10 protein-coding genes and 1 tRNA gene are annotated in these 16,940 nt (G+C 73.1%); 10 read left to right on the top strand and 1 reads right to left on the bottom strand.

Features of this window, described 5'->3' with window-relative positions:
- The first annotated feature begins 8 nt into the window (after window positions 1-8).
- The 8 genes from ACZ56L_RS16380 to ACZ56L_RS16345 all read left to right on the top strand — a co-directional run bounded on the left by ACZ56L_RS16380 (window position 9) and on the right by ACZ56L_RS16345 (window position 12,129).
- A complete protein-coding gene (locus ACZ56L_RS16380) occupies window positions 9-959 on the top strand; it encodes a carbohydrate ABC transporter permease (protein ID WP_345226432.1) in 951 nt (316 codons plus the stop codon).
- On the top strand, window positions 956-1,822 hold the full coding sequence (locus tag ACZ56L_RS16375) for a carbohydrate ABC transporter permease (RefSeq protein ID WP_345222483.1): 867 nt from the start codon (window positions 956-958) through the stop codon (window positions 1,820-1,822). Before ACZ56L_RS16380 ends, ACZ56L_RS16375 begins: the two co-directional genes overlap by 4 nt.
- A gap of 4 nt (window positions 1,823-1,826) precedes the next feature.
- The gene (locus ACZ56L_RS16370; protein ID WP_471064626.1) at window positions 1,827-3,509 is read left to right on the top strand and encodes a beta-N-acetylhexosaminidase; all 1,683 of its coding nucleotides are present in this window, start codon (window positions 1,827-1,829) and stop codon (window positions 3,507-3,509) included.
- Between the two features lie 441 nt (window positions 3,510-3,950).
- Window positions 3,951-4,844 carry an FAD binding domain-containing protein gene (locus ACZ56L_RS16365; RefSeq protein WP_345222487.1) on the top strand — a complete coding sequence of 298 codons (894 nt, stop codon included), beginning with the start codon at window positions 3,951-3,953 and terminating at the stop codon, window positions 4,842-4,844.
- Window positions 4,841-7,297: a (2Fe-2S)-binding protein gene (locus ACZ56L_RS16360; protein ID WP_471064624.1), complete on the top strand. Its 2,457-nt coding sequence runs from the start codon at window positions 4,841-4,843 to the stop codon at window positions 7,295-7,297. The genes ACZ56L_RS16365 and ACZ56L_RS16360 overlap by 4 nt, the downstream gene beginning before the upstream one ends.
- Window positions 7,294-9,597: a xanthine dehydrogenase family protein molybdopterin-binding subunit gene (locus tag ACZ56L_RS16355; protein ID WP_380837359.1), complete on the top strand. Its 2,304-nt coding sequence runs from the start codon at window positions 7,294-7,296 to the stop codon at window positions 9,595-9,597. The genes ACZ56L_RS16360 and ACZ56L_RS16355 overlap by 4 nt, the downstream gene beginning before the upstream one ends.
- A gap of 269 nt (window positions 9,598-9,866) precedes the next feature.
- Window positions 9,867-10,460, top strand: coding sequence for an AAA family ATPase (locus ACZ56L_RS16350; RefSeq protein WP_468687892.1), 594 nt, complete (start codon window positions 9,867-9,869; stop codon window positions 10,458-10,460).
- Between the two features lie 301 nt (window positions 10,461-10,761).
- Window positions 10,762-12,129: a lactonase family protein gene (locus ACZ56L_RS16345; RefSeq protein ID WP_471064621.1), complete on the top strand. Its 1,368-nt coding sequence runs from the start codon at window positions 10,762-10,764 to the stop codon at window positions 12,127-12,129.
- A 105-nt stretch (window positions 12,130-12,234) separates the two neighbouring features.
- Here the strand turns inward: ACZ56L_RS16345 and ACZ56L_RS16340 are convergent.
- Window positions 12,235-12,306, bottom strand: a tRNA-Cys gene (locus ACZ56L_RS16340).
- A gap of 452 nt (window positions 12,307-12,758) precedes the next feature.
- On the opposite strand from ACZ56L_RS16340, the gene ACZ56L_RS16335 reads away from it, so the two are divergent.
- Window positions 12,759-14,357 (top strand): MFS transporter, encoded by a 1,599-nt coding sequence (locus ACZ56L_RS16335; RefSeq protein ID WP_471064704.1) that lies wholly within the window; start codon window positions 12,759-12,761, stop codon window positions 14,355-14,357.
- 499 nt (window positions 14,358-14,856) lie between these two features.
- The gene (locus tag ACZ56L_RS16330) at window positions 14,857-16,638 is read left to right on the top strand and encodes a DEAD/DEAH box helicase (RefSeq protein WP_345222500.1); all 1,782 of its coding nucleotides are present in this window, start codon (window positions 14,857-14,859) and stop codon (window positions 16,636-16,638) included.
- Window positions 16,639-16,940: the final 302 nt, after the last annotated feature.

Genomic DNA, 16,940 nt, shown 5'->3' with positions numbered 1-16,940 from the left:
CGCCCCCCGTGGAGAAGCACGGGGCGCCTTCGACGGGGCGTGGCGGGGGCGGACCCGCGCGCGGGCGGCGCCCGTCGCCGCGCGGGCGCGCCGGGTGGACGCCGTGGCTCTACCTGGCCCCCGCCCTGGTCGTCCTGGCCGCCCTCCTGCTCTACCCGATCTACCAACTTGGCCTGATCTCGTTCCTCGAATACACCCAGGCTCAGGTCAGCGGTGGCGAACCGACCACCTTCCAGGGCTTCGGCAACTACTCCGCCCTCTTCGGCGACGGGCAGTTCTGGCAGGTGCTGGGCGCGACGGTGGGCTTCGCCGCCGCGTGCGTCGTGACGACCCTGGCGGTGGGGTGTGCGCTGGCCGTACTGCTGACGCGGGTGCGGGCGCTGCCCCGGCTGGCGCTGATGCTGGCGGCGCTGGGGGCGTGGGCGACGCCCGCGATCACCGGGTCCACGGTGTGGGTCTTCCTCTTCGACCCGGACTACGGGCCGGTCAACCGGCTGCTGGGCCTCGGCGACTTCTCCTGGACGTACGGCCGCTACAGCGCCTTCGCGCTCGTCCTCCTCGAAGTGGTCTGGTGCTCCTTCCCGTTCGTGATGGTCACCGTGTACGCGGGCATCCGGGCGATTCCGGGGGAGGTGCTGGAGGCGGCGGCGCTGGACGGGGCGTCCCAGTGGAAGATCTGGCGGTCCGTCATGGCGCCGATGCTGCGGCCGATCCTGGTCGTGGTCACCATTCAGTCGATCATCTGGGACTTCAAGGTCTTCACCCAGATCTACGTCATGACGGGCGGCGGCGGCATCGCCGGCCAGAACCTCGTGCTGAACGTGTACGCGTACCAGAAGGCCTTCGCCTCCTCCCAGTACAGCCTCGGCTCGGCGATCGGCGTCGTCATGCTGCTGATCCTGCTGGCGGTGACGCTTGTGTACTTGCGGTTGATGAGGCGTCAGGGGGAGGAACTGTGAGCGCGGTGGACGGGGTTTCGCTGAGGGGGCGCCTGCGGGTGCGGCGGCCGTGGCGGCTCTTCGCCGAGGCGTCGGCGCTGCTGGTGGCCGTGGTGGTGGCGTTCCCGCTGTACTGGATGGTGCTGTCGGCGTTCAAACCGGCGGGGGAGGTGCAGTCGACGGAGGCGAAGCCCTGGACGCTGGCGCCGTCGCTGGACTCCTTCCGGAGGGTGTTCGCACAGGAGGACTTCGGGCGGTACTTCCTCAACAGCCTGCTGGTGGCGGGGTCGGTGGTGGTGCTGTCGGCGCTGATCGCGTTCCTGGCGGCGACGGCGGTGACCCGGTTCCGCTTCCGGTTCCGCACCACGCTGCTGATCATGTTCCTGGTGGCGCAGATGGTGCCGGTCGAGGCCCTGACGATTCCGCTCTTCTTCCTGATGCGGGACTTCGGGCAGCTCAACACGCTGGGCTCGCTGATCCTGCCGCACCTCGCCTTCTCCCTGCCCTTCGCGGTGTGGATGCTGCGGGGGTTCGTGAAGGCGGTGCCGGAGGCGCTGGAGGAGGCCGCCTACCTGGACGGGGCCTCCCGGACCCGCTTCCTGTGGCAGATCCTCTTCCCGCTGGTCTTCCCGGGCCTGGTGGCGACGAGCGTCTTCTCCTTCATCTCGACCTGGAACGACTTCCTCTTCGCGAAGACCTTCCTGATCAGCGACGTCTCGCAGTCGACGCTGCCGATGGCGCTGCTGGTCTTCTTCAAACCCGACGAGAACGACTGGGGAGGGATCATGGCGGCCTCGACGGTGATGACGGTCCCGGTCCTGGTCTTCTTCGTACTCGTACAACGCCGCCTGGTCTCGGGACTGGGCGGGGCGGTCAAGGACTGAACCGATGTCCCGGGCGGGACTGATGGGAGTGATGGGCGTGACGGACCAGATACCGGTGATTCCGGCCCCGGCGACGGTGGAGCGGTCTTCGCCGGAGGGCTTCGTACGGCTGGACGCGGCGGCCACCGTGCACGCGGCCCCCGGCACCGAGGGCACCGCTCGCTGGCTGCGCGGTGTGCTGGGCGCGGCGTTCGGCCTGCCGCTGGACCCGGCCGGGCGTGCCGAGGACGCGGTCGTACGGCTGGCGCTCGACGCGTCGCTGGCGGCGGAGGCGTACCGGCTCGACATCGGCCCCGACGCGGCCGTGCACCTCACCGGCGGCGGCCCGGCCGGCGTCTTCTGGGGCGCCCAGACGCTCCGGCAGCTCCTGGGGCCGGAGGCGTTCCGCAGCGCGCCGGTGACGGCGGGGCCGACGGGGCTCGCGGAGCCGGCGGGGCTGGCGTACCAGCGCATCGAGGACGCGCCCCGCTTCGGCTGGCGCGGCATGATGCTCGACGTGGCCCGGCACTTCATGCCGAAGAACGACGTCCTGCGCTACCTCGACCTGCTGGCCGCGCACAAGCTGAACGTCTTCCACTTCCACCTCACCGACGACCAGGGCTGGCGCATCGAGATCAAGCGCCACCCCCGCCTGACCGAGGTCGGGTCCTGGCGGCCGCGCTCCAAGTGGGGCCACCGGGCGTCCGAGTCGTGGAACGACACCCCGCACGGCGGCTTCTACACCCAGGACGACATCCGCGAGATCGTCGCCCACGCCCACGCCCGGCACATCACCGTCGTCCCCGAGATCGACATCCCGGGCCACTCGCAGGCCGCCATCGCCGCCTACCCGGAACTCGGCAACACCGACGTCGTCGACACCTCGGCGCTGGGCGTCTGGGACACCTGGGGCATCAACCCCAACATCCTCGCCCCCTCCGACCGTGTGCTGCGCTTCTACGAGGAGGTCTTCGAGGAGGTACTCGCCCTCTTCCCCTCGCAGTTCGTGCACATCGGCGGCGACGAGGCCCCCAAGGACCAGTGGAAGCGGTCCCCGGCCGCGCAGGCCCGGATCGAGGCACTCGGCCTGGCCGACGAGGACGAGCTCCAGTCCTGGTTCGTCCGGCACTTCGACACCTGGCTCACCGAACGCGGCCGCCGCCTGATCGGCTGGGACGAGATCCTGGAGGGCGGCCTCGCCCCGGGGGCGGCGGTCTCCTCCTGGCGCGGCTACCAGGGCGGCATCGCCGCCGCCAAGGCCGGCCACGACGTGGTGATGTGCCCCGAGCAGCAGGTCTACCTGGACCACCGTCAGCACGACGGCCCCGACGAGCCGATGCCCATCGGTTACGTCCGCACGCTGGAGGACGTCTACCGCTTCGAGCCCGTCCCGCCGGAGCTCTCGGCCGACGAGGCCCGGCACGTCCTGGGCACCCAGGCCAACGTGTGGACCGAGGTGATGGAGAACCGCGCCCGGGTCGACTACCAGGTCTTCCCCCGCCTCGCCGCCTTCGCCGAGGTGGCCTGGTCGTCCCTCCCGGCCCCCGCCGAACGGGACTTCGCCGCCTTCGCGTCCCGGATGACCGCGCACTACGCCCGCCTGGACGCCCTCGGCGTCGACTACCGGCCGCCCACCGGGCCCCGGCCCGAGCAGCGGCGCCCCGGAGTGATCGGACGCCCGATCGAGGGGTCGCCCCCGAACGTGTGAGCCGCACGGGCGGCGGCGCGTCCTGCGCGCCCGGCCCCGGGACCGTTCCCCGCGACCGTCCCGGGGCCTTCGCCGTGCCCCCGTCCCCGCCTTCCGCCACGCCGCGACCCGTGCCGGGGCCCGGCCCGGCCGGCCGTGCGGCGACGCCTCGAACAGCACCCCGAACGCCGGCCCGAACCACGCCCTGAACAGTGCAATGTTGAACAACAGCCGTGAAGGCTGCGGTGCGGCCCGAACGATCCAAAACACCCCGTTCCGGTCAATCCGGCCCGGGCGGGAGGAGCGGGTCAAAGGGGCGACGTGCCTGCGCACCGGGCGGGAAGTCCTCGGGCGGACCCTCGCGTCGGGCCGATTCGAAGATGTGCCAGAGTTGCCACCTCCGGGCCGGGAGCACGTACCGTACGGCGCAACAAGGCGGGAGACCGGGAAGGGGCAGCTGGGTTGACCACGCACGCACCGCAGGCGGCGCACTCGGTGACGCTGCCTGCCTCGCTCGACGAGGCGGTGGCGGCTCTCACCGCCATGCCCGCCGCCGTGCCCGTCGCGGGCGGCACCGACCTGATGGCCGCCGTGAACTCCGGGCACCTGCGCCCCTCCGGACTGGTCGGCCTCGGCCGGATCAGCGAGATCCGGGGCTGGCAGTACCAGGACGGGCACGCCCTCCTGGGCGCCGGTCTCACGCACGCCCGGATGGGCCGCCCCGACTTCGCCGCCCTCATCCCCGCCCTCGCGGCCGCCGCCCGCGCGGCGGGCCCGCCGCAGATCCGCAACGCCGGAACCCTCGGCGGCAACATCGTCACCGCCGCCCCGACCGGCGACTCCCTTCCGGTCCTGGCCGCCCTGGAGGCGACCCTGGTCGTCGCCGGTCCCGGCGGTCAGCGCGACGTCCCGGTCTCCCACCTGCTGGCCGGGCGCGCGATGCTGGAACCCGGCGAGCTCATCGCCTTCGTCCGCGCGCCCCTGCTGCACGCCCCGCAGGTCTTCTTCAAGGCCACCGGACGCACCGGCCCCGGCCGCGCGACGGCCTCCGTCGCCCTCGTCCTGGACCCGGCCCGGCGCGGCGTGCGCTGCGCGGTGGGCGCGATCGCGCAGATGCCGCTGCGTCCGCTGGAGGCCGAGGCGTGGATCGCCTCGCTCATCGACTGGGACGGCGAGCGGCGCCTCGCCCCGGAGGCCTGCGAGGCGTTCGGCGAGTACGTCGCCGCCGCCTGCATTCCCGACCCGCCCCAGCCGACCGACGGGACGGAGGCGCCGCCGCTGGCCCCCGCCGTACTGCACCTGCGGCGCACGGTCGCCGCGCTGGCCCGACGAGCACTGGGGAGGGCGCTGTCGTGACGGACAACACCGAGCACACCGAGCGCGCGGAGCACACTGAGCACGCGGGCTACGCCGAACGCGCGGGGTACGCCGAACAGGCGGAGCACGCCGAGCAGGCGGGGGAGCCGGGGAACGCCGGCGGGCCCGACCATCGGACGCCGCACGCCCCGGCGCTGGGCCTGGTCTCGCACGGCTGGCAGCCGACGCCGCAGAGCGGGGAGTACGACGCCGACGCCACGGCGTTCGTCCAACTGCCCGAGGGCTTCGACCTCGGCCGCACCGGCACCCCGCTCGCCGCGCCCGGCCACGACTACGTGCCCCCGCACATCACGGCCCCCCTGGAGACCGGGACCTGGAACGTCCACCTCCATCAGGACCCGCCGCCCTACCAGGACCCGCTGCCCTACCAGGGGCCGCAGGACCGGGGCACGCAGTCCTACGGCACGCCGCCCCATGGCGTACCGGGGTACGAGGCTCACGGCGCGCAGGAGGCTCCTGGGGTTCAGCCCCACCAGGCACCGGCCGCTTCCGGCTGGCCCGAGGCGGGGCACGACGCCGGTGCGACCAGTCAGTGGAACTTCACCGAGACCCTCGGCCCGTCCTCCTCCCCGACCGCCGCGGGGGCCGCCGCTCCCGGCCGGGTCTCCGCGAACGACGGGATCGGCTCCGCCACCGACGGCACCGACGGCGTCGGCACCGCTGCCGGCGCACCCACGGGCCAGTGGGCCGTGCCGTTCACGGGCGAGGACTCCCGGGACGACTCGGGCGAGTACCCGGCGTTCGGGACCGTCCCGCCGACCACGGAAGCCGAGGCCGAGACCGCAGCCGCAGCCGGGGCCGCGACTGCACCGCACGCGCCCGGTGAGCCAGGCGCACCGGCCGGCCCCTCGGACCACCCGGCGGGGCCGCACGCCCAGGCAGGCCCGGCCCCCACGGCCGCTCCCGTCCCCCCGGCGACGCCCTGGCAGATGCCCGGCACCCCCGCGACCCTCCCCGGCGGCGCCCCGGCGCCCTGGGCGATCCCGCCCGTCCAGCCGGCCGGTACGACCGAACCCTCCTCGGGCGACGGTGCGCACCTCGGCGACGGCGCCCGCGCCACCGATGCCGCACCCCTGGGGAACGGTGCGCACCCCGGCGACGATGCCCGCGCCACCGATGCCGCACCCCTGGGCGACGGTGCGCATCCGGCCCAGGAGGCCCCCTTCGACGGTCCCCAGGAGCCCGCGTTCGGCACTCCCGCCGCGGGGACGCCCCTCCCGGCCCCGGACGCCTTCGCCCCCGACGCGGAGGCCGACGCCCCCGGTCCGGCCGAGACCCCCGACGCACCTGCGACGGAGCCCGCCCCGGAGGCTCAGGACACCGCCACCGAGCTCGGGGGCGCCCCCGGCGACGGACTTCCCGCGGACGAACTCTCCGTGGAAGGACTTCCGGGGGACGGACTCCCCGGCGACGGCACCCCCGCCGACGTTGACCCCGCTGACGGTGACCCCGCCCCCTCCGCTTCCGAACCGGCCGCCGAGGCAGCAGCCCACGATGCCGAAGGAGCCGCCGCGCCCGAGGCGGCCCTCGCGTCCGAGGCGGCCCTGGCCCCCGAAGGAGCCCTCGCACCCGAGGCCGCCCCGGACCCGAACTCGGCGGACCTCCCGGACCTCCCGGGCTCGCCGACCGCTCCGGCCGACGACCCGGAGGCGGCCCCCGCAGCCCTTCACGAGGCTCCGTCCGGTGACGCGCCGGCCGCGGCCCCGGAGCCCGAGACCGGTTACGGCGCCGAGCCCGCCCCGGACTCCGGCCTCGTGGCCTCCCCGGAGGCGGCCTTCGCCCCGTCCTACGCCGCCCCGCACGAGCCCCCGCCCTTCCACGACGCGCCCAGCGAACACCCCAGCGCCTCCTACGTCCTGCGGGTCAACGGCGCCGACCGGCCCGTCACCGACGCCTGGATCGGCGAGTCGCTCCTGTACGTACTGCGCGAGCGTCTCGGCCTGGCCGGAGCGAAGGACGGCTGCTCCCAGGGAGAGTGCGGCGCCTGCGCCGTCCAGGTCGACGGACGCCTCGTCGCCTCCTGCCTGGTGCCGGCCGCCACCACCGCCGGCTCCGAGGTCCGTACCGTCGAGGGGCTGGCCGCCGACGGCGAACCCTCCGACGTCCAGCGGGCCCTGGCCAACTGCGGTGCCGTCCAGTGCGGCTTCTGCATCCCCGGCATGGCGATGACCGTCCACGACCTCCTCGAAGGCAACCACGCGCCGACCGAGCTGGAGACCCGGCAGGCCCTGTGCGGCAACCTCTGCCGCTGTTCCGGCTACCGGGGCGTCCTGGAGGCCGTACGCGACGTCGTCGCCGAACGCGAAGCCGCCGCCGAGGCCGCCGCCACCGGTCACGCCTCCGACGAGGCCCGCATCCCGCACCAGGCGCCCCCCGGCGCGGGCAGCGCCCAGCACACCCTTCACCACCCGCACGACGGAGGCATGGCGTGAGCAACGACGCGGCCACCGCGACCGCAGCGCTCGGCGGCACGCAACAGGAACAGCCCGCCCACGGACTCGGCGCCTCGCTCCCCGCGGCCGATGCCCGCGCCAAGACCGAGGGCACCTTCCCGTACGCGGCCGACCTGTGGGCCGAGGGCCTGCTGTGGGCGGCGATCCTGCGCTCGCCGCACGCGCACGCCCGGATCCTCTCCGTCGACACGACCGCCGCGGCCGCCATGCCCGGCGTGCGCGCCGTCGTCACCCACAGCGACGTACCCGGGGACCCGCACTACGGCCGCAAGGTCATCGACCGTCCGGTCTTCGCCTACGACCTGGTCCGCCACCACGGCGAGCCGATCGCCGCCGTCGCCGCCGACCATCCCGACACCGCCCGGCTGGCCGCCGCCGCGATCGCCGTTGAGTACGAGGTCCTCGAACCGGTCACCGACCCCGAGCAGGCCTTCGCCGCCGAACCCCTGCACCCCGACGGCAACCTGATCCGGCACATCCCCCTCAGCTTCGGCGACCCCGAGGTCACCGGCGAGGTCGTCGTCGAGGGCCTGTACCGGATCGGCCGTCAGGACCCCGCCCCCGTCGGTGCCGAGGCCGGGCTCGCCGTGCCGCGGCCCGACGGCGGCGTCGAGATCTACACCGCCTCCACCGACCCGCACACCGACCGCGACCTGGCCGCCGCCAGCTTCGGCCTGGACCGCGAACGCGTGAAGATCGTCGTCACCGGTGTGCCCGGCGCCACCGGCGACCGCGAGGACGCGGGTTTCCAACTCCCGCTCGGCCTGCTGGCCCTGCGCACCGGCTGCCCGGTCAAGCTGGCCGCGACCCGCGAGGAGTCCTTCCTCGGCCACGCCCACCGCCACCCGACCCTGCTGCGCTACCGCCACCACGCGGACGCGGAGGGCCGCCTGGTCAAGGTGGAGGCCCAGATCCTGCTGGACGCGGGCGCGTACGCGGACGACTCGTCGGAGTCCCTGGCCGCCGCCGTGTCCTTCGCCTGCGGCCCCTATGTGGTCCCGCACGCCTTCGTCGAGGGCTGGGCCGTCCGCACCAACAACCCCCCGTCCGGCCACGTCCGCGGTGAAGGCGCCCTCCAGGTGTGCGCCGCCTACGAGGGACAGATGGACAAGCTCGCCGCGAAGCTGGGCCTGGAGCCCGCCGAGCTGCGCATGCGCAACGTCCTGGCCACCGGCGACCTGCTGCCCACCGGGCAGACCGTCACCTGCCCCGCCCCCGTCGCCGAACTCCTGCGCGCGGTACGGGACTTCCCGCTGCCCACCCTCCCCAAGGACTCCCCGGAGGAGGGCTGGCTGCTGCCCGGCGGCCCGGAGGGCGCGGGTGAACCCAGTGCGGTGCGCAGAGGCGTCGGCTACGCCCTGGGCATGGTGCACATGCTGGGGGCCGAGGGCGCCGACGAGGTCTCCACCGCCACCGTGAAGGTCCACGACGGCATCGCCACCGTCATCTGCGCCGCCGTCGAGACCGGCCAGGGCTTCACCACGCTGGCCCGTCAGATCGTCCAGGAGACCCTGGGCATCGACGAGGTGCACGTGGCCTCCGTCGACACCGACCAGCCCCCGGCCGGGCCGGCCACCCACGGCCGCCACACCTGGGTCTCCGGCGGTGCGGTCGAGCGGGCCGCCAAGATGGTCCGCACCCAGCTCCTCCAGCCGCTGGCCCACAAGTTCGGCATGTCCACCGAACTGCTCTCCATCGCCGACGGCAAGATCACCTCCTACGACGGCGTCCTGAGCACCACCGTCACCGAGGCCCTGGACGGCAAGGAACTGTGGGCCACCGCCCAGTGCCGCCCGCACCCCACCGAGCCCCTGGACGACACCGGGCAGGGCGACGCCTTCGTCGGACTCGCCTTCTGCGCGGTGCGCGCGGTCGTGGACGTCGACATCGAACTCGGCTCCATCCGGGTCGTGGAGATGGCCGTGGCCCAGGACGTCGGCCGGGTCCTCAACCCGGCGCAGCTCGCCGCCCGCATCGAGGCCGGGGTGACCCAGGGCGTCGGCGCCGCCCTGACGGAGAACCTGCGCACCCCGCGAGGTCTGGTGCGTCACCCCAACCTCACGCACTACGCCCTGCCGACCTCCCTGGACGCCCCGGACATCCGGATCGTCAAGCTGGTCGAGGAGCGTGACGTCGTCGCACCGTTCGGCGCCAAGGCTGCCAGCGCGGTGCCCGTCGTGACCTCGCCGGCCGCGGTCGCCTCGGCGGTGCGGGCCGCCACGGGCCGACCGGTCAACCGGCTGCCCATCAGGCCCCAGGCGGCCGTGAGCAACCCGTAGTCGTGGAGCCGCGCGGGTGACCGGACCGAGTACCGGTCACCCGTGTCGGCCTGACCGCCGGTATTCGCTCCGGCCCGCCCGTCGGCCACCTGTGCCAGGCCCGCCTGCCGGTCACACGCTTCCGGGCCGTCCGCCGGTCGTACGCTTCCGGCTCGTCCGCCGGCAACCCGCGCCCGGTCCGCCTCGTGCGGGCCCGAGCCGCCTCGTGCGGGCCCGAGCCGCGTCGTAACTCATGAGACGCGTACGGCAGTTCTGGATACGGTCCTTTCATGGTCGATTCCACAATGGCAGAACTGGACTCCGCCGTCGTTCTCGTGACGGGTGCGATGGCCGCGGGGAAGTCGACCGTCGCCCAGGCGCTCGCCGAACGGCTGCCCCGCGCCGCCCACGTCCGCGGGGACGTCTTCCGGCGGATGGTGGTGACGGGGCGCGTCGAGATGACCCCCGACGCGGGCCAGGAGGCGCTGGCCCAACTCCGGCTCCGCTACCGGCTCTCCGCCGGCACCGCCGACGCGTACGCGTCGGAGGGGTACACCGCGGTCGTGCAGGACGTCGTCCTGGGGGAGGAACTGGAGAGGTACGTCGGTCTGGTGCGCACCAGGCCGCTGTACGTCGTTGTCCTCGCCCCGGACGCGGATGCCCTCGCCGCCCGGGAGGAGGGCCGGGCGAAGACCGGGTACGGCGAGGGCTGGACCCCGGCGCTCATGGACCGGGGTATGCGGGAGACCACCCCGAGGATCGGGTTGTGGCTGGACTCGTCGGGTCTGACCCCCGAGGGCACGGTGGACGAGATCCTGGCGCGGCTGGACGAGGCGCGGGTGAGCGGGGCGCGGCCGAGCGGGGCGCTGTCGAGCGGGGCGTAGAGCCTCGGGGGCTCTGCCCGTTTTCCCTATGCAGTTCACAAGGAACTGGTCGCCACAGCGACTCCGCACCGACATCCACGGCACCGACATCCGTGCGTGGAAAAGAGTGTTGCACCCGGGTCTGACAACCGGCCTCTCACTGGCTCGGCACCTGGTCCTGCACCGTTTTTGGCACGCGTCCGCTCTTCTCCGCCCTCCGGAGCACCGCCTGCGTGGCCCCTTGCCGCCGCCCAGTGGTCCACGCCACCATGCGGAGCGCGACACGACGTGCCGGCGGGACGGGAGAGGCGTGAGGGACTTCATGGGTGAGAAGCATGCGGTGGACGGGGTGGACACGGCGGGCGGGGCGGGTGAGGTCCGTACCAGGAGGAGCCCAGAAGCGGCTCTGAGCCGACGAGAGCTGGGTTTCCTCGCAGGCGCGGGGCTCGCGAGCCTGGCCCTGCCGGGGTCCGCGTACGCGGAAGCACCCGCTCCGACCGGTCTCACCGCCGGTTTCGCCAGTTCCGCAGGTCCCGCAGGTTCCGCCCGCTCCTCCGACTCCGCCCGCTCCTCCGACTCCGCCCGCTCCTCCGACTCCGCCCGCTCCTCCGACTCCGCCGGCTCCGACGGCCCCGCCCCCACCGCGCTGCGGGCCGCGTTCCTCGGCACGTACACCACACAACCCGGCGGCGGCACCGGCATCGGCCTGGCCACCTACCGGCCCGGCCGGGGTGAGCTGGCCTCGACGGGCGTGTTCCCCGGGGTTGCCAACCCCTCCTACCTCGCCCTTTCGCCGGACCGGCGCACGTTGTACGCCGTCAATGAGCAGACGGAAGGAGCCGTCACCGCCGTCCGTGTCGGTCCCGGCCGCCCGCCCGAGCTGCTCGGATCCAGGCCGGCGGGCGGAGCGGACCCGTGCCACCTGTCGGTGCACGGAAGGTTCCTGCTGAGCGCCCACTACACGAGCGGCAGCATCTCCGTGCACCCCCTCGGACGCGACGGGGCGCCAGGGGCGGTCAGCGACGTCGTACGGCACGAAGGCTCCGGACCCGACCCGGAACGGCAGGAAGGTCCCCACGCGCATCAGGTCGTCACCGACCCGGCGGGCCGGTACGTCCTGGCCGTCGATCTCGGCACGGACACCGTGCACACGTACCGGCTCGACGGCCGGAAGGGGACGCTCCGTGAGACGAGCCGCGCTTCGCTGCGGCCCGGCGCGGGTCCGCGTCACCTGGTCTTTCATCCGTCGGGGAGGTACGTCTACCTCGTCAACGAGCTCGACAGCACTCTCGTGGTGTGCGCGTACGAACCCCGAACCGGAACGCTCACCCCCGGAAAACGACAGCCGACCCTCCCGCGCGGAACAGCGCTCAACGAGCGCAATTACCCAGCCGGAGTGATCATTTCGGCGGACGGGCGCTTCGTGTACGTGTCCAACCGGGGCCACGACAGCATCGCCGCATTCGCGGTCCGGCGAGGCGGGGCCGAGCTGCGTCCCCTTTCCCTGACGCCTTCCGGCGGTTCGTACCCGAGGCACATCGTCCTCGACCCGACGGGTCGGCTGCTGTTCGCGTCCAACCAGAAGTCGGGAAAGGTGACGACTTTTCGCGTGGACCGGGAGACGGGGCGTCTGAGCTCTGCCGGCGCGGCTCTGGAATTGCCTGTTCCGGTCTGTGTACTGCCGCTCTGAGCAAGGGATTTGGGGTGCTCGCGGTCGATTGTCAGTGGCGGCGTCTAGTCTTTTTCGTACGCGGAGATCCTGCGCGGGAAAGCCAGTGAGGGAGGTGCGGACAAGAGGCCGTGATCGGAATCGAACCGACGTAACTCGCTTTGCAGGCGAGCCCCTGAGCCACTCGGGCACACGGCCGTGTGCGGAGCAGGCTCACGGAGGAATCGACGTGGCGCCGACTGCTCCCCGGAGAGCGTGTTCCTTGGCAACTCCAGAACGGTAGAACGGAAAGGGAAGCCCCCTCAAGGGGCGTCGGCAGCGTGCAATACGACTGCCACATCCCGTTCACAGAGCGCTGTACGCATCGCCGGGAGGCGGCGGTCGGGTCGGCCGTGAGGTCAGCCGTGCTCCGCCCCGCCGGAGGGCGGCCGGTCCTACGACCAAGGGCGGACCCCGGTTACCTCCTGGAGACAGGGGTCCATGCCGGGATTGGCCCTTACCCTGAGGCCATGACCGTGCTGGGGCCCCGCGACGCCGATGTCGCACCGACCGACACTCCCGACACCCCCTACGAATCGCCTTCCGGCACGCCGACGACATCCAAAGCGACAGCCGCCGGGGCACGCACCGACGGGCCTGGCACTCCCGCGATGGCGGCCGAGGCGTCCCAGGAGCCGGGGGACGCCGCCGGGGCGATGCCGGGGGGCTCGCCTGCCGAGGGCGTTGGGGTCGGGCCGATCGGGCGGGCCGGGCCGAACGGGTCAGTCGAGACGGCCGGATCGGATGGCTCGGCAGGTTCGGATGGCTCGGCAGGTTCGGCCGGGGCGAGCGCGCCGGCCTCGCCATCCGTGCCTGAGGGGGTGCTGGGCAAGACGCACCGGGCGCTGAGCATCGGCATCGTGTCGGTCGTCCTGCTCATCGCCTTCGAGGCGACGGCCGTCGGTACGGCGATGCCGGTCGCGGCGCGTGAGCTGCACGGCATTCCGCTCTATGCCTTCGCGTTCTCGGCGTACTTCACCACCAGCCTCTTCGCGATGGTGCTGTCCGGTCAGTGGGCCGACCGGCGGGGCCCTCTCGCACCCCTGACCACAGGCATCGTGGCGTTCGCCGCAGGGCTGCTGCTGTCCGGCACGGCGCAGTCCATGCTGCTGTTCATTCTGGGGCGGGCCGTCCAGGGGCTCGGCGGCGGACTGGTGATCGTCGCCCTGTACGTGGTGATCAGCCGTGCTTATCCGGAGCGGTTGCGACCCGCGATCCTGGCCGCGTTCGCCGCGAGCTGGGTGATCCCCTCGGTCGTCGGGCCGCTCGCCTCCGGGGCGATCACGGAGAACCTCGGCTGGCGCTGGGTGTTCGTCGGCATTCCGGCCCTGGTGGTGTTCCCGCTGGCGCTCGCCCTGCCGGCGATCCGGCGGATGGCCGCCGGGCCCGCCGACCCCGAGGCGCCGGTACCGCCCTTCGACCGCAAGCAGATCCGGTTGGCGCTGGGTATCTCGACGGGTGCCGGACTGCTCCAGTACGCGGGCCAGGACCTGCGGTGGCTGTCGCTGCTGCCCGGTGCGGCGGGAGCCGCGCTGCTGGTGCCAGCGGTCCTCGGGCTGCTGCCCAGGGGCACCTACCGGGCGGCACGCGGGCTGCCGTCGGTGGTGCTGCTGCGCGGGGTCGCTGCCGGCTCGTTCATCGCGGCGGAGTCGTTCGTGCCGCTGATGCTGGTGACCGAGCGGGGGCTGTCGCCGACGATGGCGGGGTTGTCCCTGGCGGTGGGCGGAGCGACATGGGCCTTCGGATCGTTCGTCCAGTCGCGGCCGCGCATGGAGCCCTACCGGGAGCGTCTGGTCTCGTTGGGCATGGTGCTGGTCGCGGCGGCCATCGCGGCTGTGCCGACGGTTCTCCTTCCGGGGGTCCCGGTATGGGTCGTCGGGGTCGCGTGGGGCTTCGGGTGCTTCGGGATGGGCATGGTCATCGCCTCGACCAGCGTCCTGCTGCTGAAGCTCTCCGCCCCCGAGGAGGCGGGCAGCAACTCGGCCGCCCTCCAGATCTCCGACGGCCTGTCCAACGTGATGCTGCTGGCGGTCGGCGGTGCGGTCTTCGCCGGCCTCGGCGGTGGTTCGGTGGCGGCGCACTCCACGGTCGTGGGCGCGGCCGGGGGCTCCCACCCGACGGCGTTCGCCGCGGTGTTCCTGCCGATGGCGTGCGTGGCGCTGGTGGGGGCCTGGGTGGCGACGCGGCTGCGCGAACGGGACGCCGCGTAGGGCCCGGCGGGCCTGCGGCGTATGCCCTGCCAGGACGTTCTCGGCCCAGCCCGGATGTCTTGGCGGCGCGACACCGACCCGAACATTCTGGCGGCATGACACCGGCCCGCCTGGACCGGCGGGTGTGGGGGTCGGGGGCGGCTCCGGAGTGGGCCGGGAGGGGCAGTGGCGGGTCCCGGGCAGGGTCGGCAGGTCCGCAGGCCGGCGGCGGCCCCGGGACGGGCCGGTGGCGGGTCCGGGCCGGGCTGGTCGGCGCGGAGATCGGTGGCGGGTTCCGGCTGGCCGGGCTGGGCCGGCTCGCCGGCAGGTCGGCAGTGGGACCGGTCCTACCTGTCGGGCCAGGTTGTGAGCTGGGTCCCACGGAGGCCGTCCGGACGTGCTCGCCGCACGTTGCGGGTGGAGCGCCGGTAAGGTGGCCCGGTTGTCGTACGGGCCCCGGAAGTCATCCGGCCGGTTCTCCGCGGCAACCGCCACGTACCCGACGCTGCGACCGGAGACCGTGACTACTACCACCTCCCACCACCTCTCACCCGCCTTTCCCGGCCGTGCTCCCTGGGGCACCGCCAACAAGCTGCGAGCCTGGCAGCAGGGGGCGCTGGAGAAGTACATCCAGGACCAGCCGCGCGATTTCCTCGCGGTGGCGACGCCCGGCGCCGGCAAGACGACCTTCGCGCTGACGCTCGCCTCGTGGCTGCTGCACCACCACGTGGTGCAGCAGGTCACGGTGGTCGCCCCGACCGAGCACCTGAAGAAGCAGTGGGCGGAGGCCGCCGCCCGGGTAGGGATCAAGCTGGATCCCGAATACAGTGCGGGACCGCTCAGCAAGGAGTACCAGGGCGTCGCGGTGACGTACGCCGGCGTCGGCGTACGCCCGATGCTGCACCGCAACCGGTGCGAGCAGCGCAAGACGCTGGTGATCCTCGACGAGATCCACCACGCCGGCGACTCCAAGTCGTGGGGCGAGGCGTGCCAGGAGGCCTTCGACCCCGCGACGCGCAGGCTGGCGCTGACCGGCACTCCCTTCCGGTCGGACACCAACCCGATCCCCTTCGTCCAGTACGAGGAGGGGAACGACGGAATCAGGAGGTCCTCGGCCGACTACACCTACGGCTACGGCAACGCGCTGGCCGACGGCGTCGTGCGGCCCGTGATCTTCCTCAGCTACAGCGGCAACATGCGGTGGCGGACCAAGGCGGGCGACGAGATCGCGGCGCGGCTCGGCGAGCCGATGACCAAGGACGCCATCGGGCAGGCCTGGCGGACGGCCCTCGCGCCGACAGGCGAGTGGATCCCGAACGTCCTGGCCGCCGCCGACAAGCGCCTGACCGAGGTCAGGAAGGGCATCCCGGACGCCGGCGGACTGGTGATCGCCACCGACCAGGACTCGGCCCGCGAGTACGCCAAGATCCTGAAGAGGGTCACTGGCGAGAAGCCCACCGTGGTCCTCTCCGATGAGAAGGCGGCGTCGAAGAAGATCGACCAGTTCAGCGCGGACGAGTCCCGCTGGATGGTCGCGGTGCGCATGGTGTCGGAGGGCGTCGACGTGCCGCGCCTCGCGGTCGGGGTGTATGCGACGACCATTTCCACACCGCTGTTCTTCGCGCAGGCCGTCGGGCGTTTCGTGCGGTCGAGACGACGGGGCGAGACGGCGTCGGTGTTCGTGCCGACGATCCCCATGTTGCTCGACTTCGCGAACGAGATGGAGGTCGAGCGCGACCACGTCCTCGACAAGCCCAAGAGCGGCAGCGAGGAGGAGAACCCCTTCTCGGAGGAGGACAAGCTCCTCGCCGACGCGGAGCGGCTGGAGGACGAGGAGACCGAGGACCAGTTGCCGTTCGAGGCGCTGGAGTCGGACGCGGTCTTCGACCGGGTGCTGTACGACGGGGCCGAGTTCGGGATGCAGGCGCACCCGGGGAGCGAGGAGGAGCAGGACTACCTCGGGATTCCCGGCCTGCTGGAGCCGGACCAGGTGCAGCTGCTGCTCCAGAAGCGGCAGACCCGGCAGATCGCGCACAGCCGGCAGAAGCCCGCCGCCGAGGCCGACCTGCTGGAGAAGGCCGCCGAGGCCAGGCCGGTCGTCACCCACAAGCAGCTGCTGGAGCTGCGTAAGTCGCTGAACACGATGGTCGGGGCGTACGTCCATCAGAGCGGCAAGCCGCACGGTGTCATCCACACCGAGCTGCGCCGGGTCTGCGGCGGCCCGCCGAGCGCGGAGGCGACGGCCGGACAGCTCAAGGAGCGGATCAAGAAGGTCCAGGAGTGGGCCACCCGGATGCGGTGAGACCCGCACCCGCACCCGCACAAGGGAGACAGGGGAGAGGGCGAGGCCTCGGGAGCGACTGCGGGCAGGCCCCCGGGAACGGCCGAGAACGGGTCCCCGGGAATGGTCGAGGGCGGGACGCATGGTTGAGGGCGGGACGCCGGGAACGGCTCCGAGCAGGCTTCCGGGGAACGGCGTAGGGCGGGTCCCCCGGAAGGACTGCGGGCAACGGCGCAGGGCGGGTTCTCCGGGAGGACTGCGGGCGGGATCCGGAGCTGTGCGCGTTCCGGGTCCCGCCCTGCCGTCCCGCAGGACGGGATCAC

The organism is Streptomyces sp. NPDC039736 (assembly GCF_055596485.1).
This window is presented reverse-complemented; position numbering and strand designations above follow the sequence as displayed.

What these genes read in the sequence shown, in the direction of transcription:
- ACZ56L_RS16370 (WP_471064626.1), top strand. Translation starts at nt 1,827, where the DNA reads ATGTCCCGGGCGGGACTGATGGGAGTGATGGGCGTGACGGACCAGATA.
- ACZ56L_RS16350 (WP_468687892.1), top strand. Translation starts at nt 9,867, where the DNA reads ATGGTCGATTCCACAATGGCAGAACTGGACTCCGCCGTCGTTCTCGTG.
- ACZ56L_RS16345 (WP_471064621.1), top strand. Translation starts at nt 10,762, where the DNA reads ATGGGTGAGAAGCATGCGGTGGACGGGGTGGACACGGCGGGCGGGGCG.
- ACZ56L_RS16335 (WP_471064704.1), top strand. Translation starts at nt 12,759, where the DNA reads ATGGCGGCCGAGGCGTCCCAGGAGCCGGGGGACGCCGCCGGGGCGATG.